This window comes from Klebsiella sp. EMBS2024 (genome assembly GCF_036233805.1).
Classification (GTDB): Bacteria; Pseudomonadota; Gammaproteobacteria; order Enterobacterales; family Enterobacteriaceae; genus Klebsiella; species Klebsiella pneumoniae.
Map to the genome: position 1 here is coordinate 1978880 of NZ_JAZARW010000001.1, position 6075 is coordinate 1984954.

The following is a 6075-nucleotide window of genomic DNA, read 5'->3' on the forward strand; positions in this document are numbered from 1 at the left end:
TCAAAAGGCATGCGCGAGACCCGATTACGCCCGTCATTTTTTGCCGCATACAGCGCTTTATCGACGCGGGAAAACAGTTGTTCAACCGTTTCGCCGTCATGATGTTCAGCCACGCCGATGCTGACGGTCACCGACAGCGTCTGGTATTCGCTAACCGCCTGGCGGATCCCCTCCGCCAGTATCAGCGCGCGGCCGATCGGCGAATGGGGCAAAAAAAGCAGAAACTCTTCTCCACCCCAGCGATAAATTTTATCTTCGCGGTCGACCGACGTTTCCAGAATACGAGAGAGCACCAGCAGGACCTCATCGCCTTTTTGATGGCCGTGAATATCATTAATGCTCTTGAAATGATCGATATCGATTAACAGCAGACAATAACCCCGGGGGATAAAAGTTGGCGCCTCAACCAGACGGTGAAACTCCCGGCGATTAAGCAAGCCGGTTAACGGATCGTGGGCGGCGGAAAATTCCAGCTCTTTTTTCAGATGCACTTCTTCGGTGATATCGTGAATGATGCATAGCATCAGTCGAATATTATACAGCACCACCGGCCCGGCATAAGTTTGGACATGACGTAGCGAGCCGTCAGCCAGAATATGCGTAAAATTAAGCGGTTTATGACCGCCAGGCAGATTGGCAATATTATTCATAATGGGGATGACGTCCCGGCCCAGGGTATTTATTTGCCAGGTATGTTTGGTGCGCATTTCCTCATCGGAATAATGATAAAAACGTAGCGCGGCAATATTGGCATCGACAATCCGGCCATCTTTATGAGGGTCGATCAACAGCATCGGCGCGGTATTGGTCATAAAAAAGCGAGCGAAAAAGCCATTGTTACGCCGCTGGTAGCGGCGGGAGCCGGTATGAATCGACTGGTTTTGCGCCAGCAGCTTCACGGCTTCAAACAGCAGCAAGCAACCACAGTCTTCGGTATCAATCAGGGTGGTTTTGCAATACACCGACTGCAACCCATTGGCGGTGGGTAACGTCCAGACTTCGAATATCTCGCTCATGGTGTCGAGATAGCGAAGGTAGTGCTGCAGTTGCGTTTCCGGACAGGTGGAATAAATACCGTTACGCATCTCATTGAGCGACATCTCGCCGCTCAATGTCCGGGAAGCCTGATTGGCATAGACCACCCTTTCGTTAAAAGGATGAACTACCCATATCGGGGTGCTTAAGACCTCAAAAACAGCCAGCTCTTTTAATAACATACAGGCCCCAAACCGACCCACTGCCGGCGCGGAACGGCACTTAACGCTGTGCAGCCCCAACGCTGGTTTAAAGTGAAAGCAAAATAGACACCGAGAAACCGCAATTACGCGCGAGCGCGCCAAGTATAGTCGGTTATGCGCCCAGTAAAGCCCTCTGAGGGTGACTTTGCGCGCAGTTTAACCAACAGAAGCGATGCTGCCTTTAATAATAATTTTATTTCAACAGCATAGCAGCAATGCCAGAACGGGTAGTCGCTTTTGATCACAGAGTGTGCATCGCCAACAGGGGTTACCCGGCAGGCGCAGCGGCATAGGCCAGGGCGGGCAGAGAGTCGCTTTTCTGCCCAGGCTAACCGTGATAGTTTCTATCATTACGCTCATTCATAGCGACAATTACCTTGAACAAAATCGCCACTAAAATCACCCTTGCCGACATTGCGCGTGAAGCGCGCGTCGGCGTAGCCACCGTCGACCGGGTGCTCAATAAGCGCGCGGCGGTGAAAGAGTCCACGGCGCGGCGCGTGCTGGAGGCCGCCCGCCGGCTGGGTTTTACCCTCGAGCAGCCCCACTATCGCCTGGCTGCCGGCAAAGCGCCGGTCACGATCAGAATGGGCTTTATCCTGCTGCAGGAGAGCCACTCCTTCTACCTGCCGTTGGCCCGGGCGCTGACGCGCGAGGCTGCCCCATGGCTACCGGCGGGCCAGGCGCCGGTGATACTGCATTTTGCCATCGATGCGGTGGAAGCGATGGCTCAGGCCATTCACCGACTCAGCGATGAAGTGGAGGTGCTCGGCCTGGTGGCACTGGATCACCCGCTGATTCGCCACGCGGTGGCCCGGGCCGCCGCCCGCGGCGTGCGCGTGTTCACCCTGCTTTCCGATCTATCGGTCCCCCAGCGCAGCGGGTATATCGGCCTCGATAATCATAAAGCCGGGCGCACAGCCGCCTGGTTTATCGAGCGCTTATGNCGGGGGAATGGCGAAATTGGCATTATCATTGGCGATAATCGTTTTACCTGCCAGGAAAGCTGTGAGATCAGCTTTCGCTCCTGCCTGCGAGAACAGGGCAAGGGGCAACAGATCCTTGAGCCGGTTCGCAGTCATGAACGGGCGGATATCGCCAGGACCGTGACGGAACAGATGCTGACTCAGTACCCGGCCCTGCAGGCGATCTACGCCCCCTGCGGCGGCGTCGAAGGGATCGTCGACGCGCTGCGCGACAGCGGCCGTCAGCAGGAGATCGCTCTGGTCTGCCACGGTCCGCTCAGCGACAGTGAACTGGCCCTGATCGATGGCACCATCGACATCATGCTTAACCACCGGCTGGATGAGTTTGCCGCCGTTACGCTGCGCGCCATGGCGGACGCCGCTTCACGCCCCCATAGCGAGGTGATTTCACTCCCTCAGCCTTTCGATATCATCACCAAAGAAAATATGTAAATTTCCGGCTCCGTCTCCAGCGGAGATGGTTATCGGGCGGACCGCGCCACCTCTCGACTTGATAAAAAATTATCAAAATATCCATCAATTAAAATCATGACGATTATCATAAAATCAAAATTCCATCATTGTTGACAATGAAATCTTTATTCAATACTCAGCGGCATCCCTTGTATGAAAAAGGAAGCCGACATGATACATCCTATCGCTAACGCCCCCTGCAGCTGGGGCGTCGATGACCCGAAAAACCCTAACCTCCCTGCCTGGGCTACCGTACTTAAGGAGGCGGCGCAGGCTGGCTATCGCAGCATTGAGCTCGGCCCCTGGGGTTATCTCCCCACCGATCCGGCCAGCCTGCGCGCGGCGCTGGAGCAGCATCAGCTGTCGCTGGTCGCCGGCACGATCTTTGACGATCTGGTGAGCGAGGCCCATTTCCCCACCCTGGTGGCGCTGACCCATCAAATCTGCCGCAATCTGTCGCAGGTAGCCGCTGCCGAACCGATCCCGGGCCGCCCTTTCCAGCCGCCCTATCTGGTGATTATCGACTTCGGCAACCCCGAACGGGCGCGCTTTGCCGGGCGCGGCGCGCTGGCTCCGCGCCTCAATGACAAAGACTGGCAGCGCATGATGGAGCACATTATCGCCCTTAGCACCCTCGCCTGGCAGGAGTACGGTGTGCGGGCGGTTATCCATCCGCACGCCGGGGGCAGCATTGAATTCGCGGATGAGATCGAGCGGCTGGCCAACGATATCCCGCACCACGTCGCCGGGTTGTGTCTGGACACCGGACATCTCTATTACGCCGGGATGGATCCGCTCGACTGGCTGGATCGCTATTACCACCGCCTGGACTATCTGCACTTCAAGGATGTCGACCCGCAGGTTTATCAGCGCGCTATCCATGAAGGTATCGACTTCTTCACTGCCTGCGCCGAAGGGGTGATGTGCCCGCTCGGCAGCGGCGCCATTGACTATCCGGCTATCAAAGACTTTCTTGCCCGCCGGGGGTATCAGGGCTGGATAACCCTTGAACAAGAGCGCGACCCGCGCCATGCCGCAGGCAGCCTGCAGGCGGTCACGGAAAGTCTGCGCTATCTGCGCGACGTCGGATTCTGACAGGAGGCACGACATGATTAACGGTTTAAAACCTCTCGACCGCACCCTGCGCTGGGGCATGGTCGGCGGCGGCGACGGCAGCCAGATCGGCTATATTCACCGTTCTGCAGCGCTGCGCGATAACACCTTCACGCTGCTGGCCGGCGCCTTTGATATTGATGCCGAGCGCGGACGCCAGTTCGGCCAACGGCTGGGGGTGGATCCCGACCGCTGTTACGCCGACTATCAAAGCCTGTTCCGCGGCGAGGCTGCCCGGCCTGACGGCATTCAGGCGGTGTCAGTTGCCACGCCAAATAACACCCACTATGCCATCTGCCGGGCCGCGCTGGAGGCCGGGCTGCACGTGGTGTGCGAAAAGCCGCTGTGCTTCAGCAGCGAGGAAGCTGACGAGCTGGTGGCGCTCAGCCAGCGGCGGCGCAAGATCATCGGGGTGACCTACGGCTATGCCGGCCACCAGCTGATCCTGCAGGCCCGGCAGATGATCGCCGACGGGCTGCTGGGCGATATCCGTATCGTTAATATGCAGTTTGCCCACGGTTTTCACGCCCAGCCGGTGGAACAGGAAAACGCCAGTACCCGCTGGCGGGTCGATCCCCGCTTCGTCGGCCCCAGCTATGTGCTGGGCGACCTGGCCACCCATCCGCTGTTTCTGGTCGAAACCATGGCCCCGCAGCTGAAGATCACCCGGCTGATGTGCGCCAGACAAAGCTTCGTCAAAAGCCGCGCGCCGCTGGAAGATAACGCCCATGTACTGATGGAGTATGACAATGGGGCCATCGGCTCACTGTGGAGCTCCGCCGTCAACTGCGGTTCGATGCACGGGCAAAAGGTGCGAATCATCGGTGAAAAAGCCAGTCTCGAATGGTGGGATGAACAGCCCAACCAGCTACGCTACGAAATCCAGGGCGACCCCGTGCGCATCCTCGAGCGCGGTATGGACTATCTCGATCCGCTGGCGCGTCAGGATGATCGCATCGGCGGCGGCCATCCCGAGGGACTGTTTGAGGCATGGTCGAATCTCTATCGCCGCTTCGCCATCGCCATGGATGCCGCCGACCGTCGCGACGAGGCGCTGCTGGCCGACTTCTGGTACCCGGACGCCCGCGCCGGGGCGTTCGGCGTCCGCTGGGTGGAAAACTGCGTGCGTTCTGCCGACAACGGTGCCTGCTGGGTCGACTTCCGCTAACTCGCCGGCTCAGGGCGTTCGTCCTGAGCCTTTACGGCTATTTTTCTGTCCGCGCCAGCTGGGTTTTATCCGCCTCATGGGCGCGGTCCGCCAGCCCCTGGAACGCTCCGGCGCCATAGTATTGCGCGGGAACCGGCAATGCCTGCATATCGTGCCCTGGATAGATCTGCAGTTCGCCGAGGTCGCGTAAGCGGAATCCCCCGACCTGCTCCGGCATGGTCAGGCGATACGGCGGCATGGTTTCGAATGGGACCGGCGTCGGCAGCCGGTTTTCCTGTAGATCGTAGTTACGCTTCAGTACCAGAAACTTATCCGGCACCCGCCGGTGACTATTCCACCAGTCGCCGTCGATCTGCTGAAACATCGCTTCCGTCTCTCCGCGCGTCGCCACCAGCAGCCGGGTCAGCACTTGTTTCAGCGCCGCATCCATGGCCTGGTTATAATCCTCCAGCGAACCGCCGTGGCCGCTGAGGATGACATTAATCGCCAGCCTCGCGCCCAGTAAATTGGAGTAGAGATCCTCGGGCGAAAAAGCGGAAATCTCTTCGGAAAACCCGGGGACCGACTGGAAGCCATACCACTGGGCGATCTCATGCCACTGGGCGATTTCGAAGGCCAGATGCCCGGCGAGCCAGGCCGCCAGCTGATAGCGCTGCCTGACGCCCGCCGGCGGCGTAAAGGCATTCAGCTGCACGCGGCGCACGCCCAGTTCTTCACTGTAGTAGATCCGCCCCGCCTGGCCCAGCGTCGGCGCAATACGATTGAACAGATAAAAGGTGTTGTCCGCCGTATCGCGCACATGGGCGATATCAATAAACCCGCCGCGGCGGGTATAGATAAGCCCGTTCTGCTCCTCGCTGAGCCCCAGCAGATTTTTCACCGCACCGAACGCGCTGTCGTTGTAATGGTGCTTACCCAGCGTACCCAGAGTCAACACATTACCGATCTGGTACATCGGGATCGGAATGCCCGCCGCGCGCACGTGCAGGTCGTAACCAAAAGCGCAGCACGGTCGCAGCGACTCCGGCGGCGGCAGCTCACCGAGGGTGGGCGCCGTATGGATCGCCGTCACGGCGGGTAGCACCGGATCCTGCGCCAGCGCCGGCANNGNCNNNGC

General features: G+C 58.9%; 5 protein-coding genes (1 of these 5 running past the window's edge). 3 read left to right on the plus strand and 2 right to left on the minus strand.

Annotated elements, in window-relative coordinates; all coding sequences use genetic code 11:
- Positions 1-1217, minus strand: a 1217-nt coding sequence (locus VZP09_RS08950) for a sensor domain-containing diguanylate cyclase (protein ID WP_328795054.1), incomplete at its 3' end; no start/stop codon positions are given.
- A 398-nt stretch (positions 1218-1615) separates the two neighbouring features.
- Here VZP09_RS08950 and VZP09_RS08955 point away from each other — a divergent pair.
- The 3 genes from VZP09_RS08955 to VZP09_RS08965 all read left to right on the plus strand — a co-directional run bounded on the left by VZP09_RS08955 (position 1616) and on the right by VZP09_RS08965 (position 4958).
- Entirely contained in the window at positions 1616-2656 is a 1041-nt protein-coding gene (locus VZP09_RS08955; RefSeq protein WP_328795055.1) for a LacI family DNA-binding transcriptional regulator, read from the plus strand.
- Between the two features lie 192 nt (positions 2657-2848).
- Positions 2849-3772 (plus strand): TIM barrel protein, encoded by a 924-nt coding sequence (locus tag VZP09_RS08960; protein WP_040153575.1) that lies wholly within the window; start codon positions 2849-2851, stop codon positions 3770-3772.
- Between the two features lie 13 nt (positions 3773-3785).
- Positions 3786-4958, plus strand: a complete 1173-nt coding sequence (locus VZP09_RS08965) for a Gfo/Idh/MocA family protein (RefSeq protein WP_064153339.1) — start codon at positions 3786-3788, stop codon at positions 4956-4958.
- Positions 4959-4995: 37 nt separating this feature from the next.
- Here VZP09_RS08965 and VZP09_RS08970 read toward each other — a convergent pair whose 3' ends face one another.
- On the minus strand, positions 4996-6075 hold the 3' portion of the coding sequence (locus tag VZP09_RS08970; RefSeq protein ID WP_328795479.1) for a DUF4056 domain-containing protein. The gene runs 45 nt beyond the window's last position; only the last 1080 of its 1125 coding nucleotides appear in the window; its start codon lies beyond the right edge, outside the window — the gene reads right to left on this strand; the stop codon is at positions 4996-4998.

Coding starts and splice junctions, on each gene's coding strand:
- VZP09_RS08960 (WP_040153575.1), top strand. CDS start 2,849: ATGATACATCCTATCGCTAACGCCCCCTGCAGCTGGGGCGTCGATGAC.
- VZP09_RS08965 (WP_064153339.1), top strand. CDS start 3,786: ATGATTAACGGTTTAAAACCTCTCGACCGCACCCTGCGCTGGGGCATG.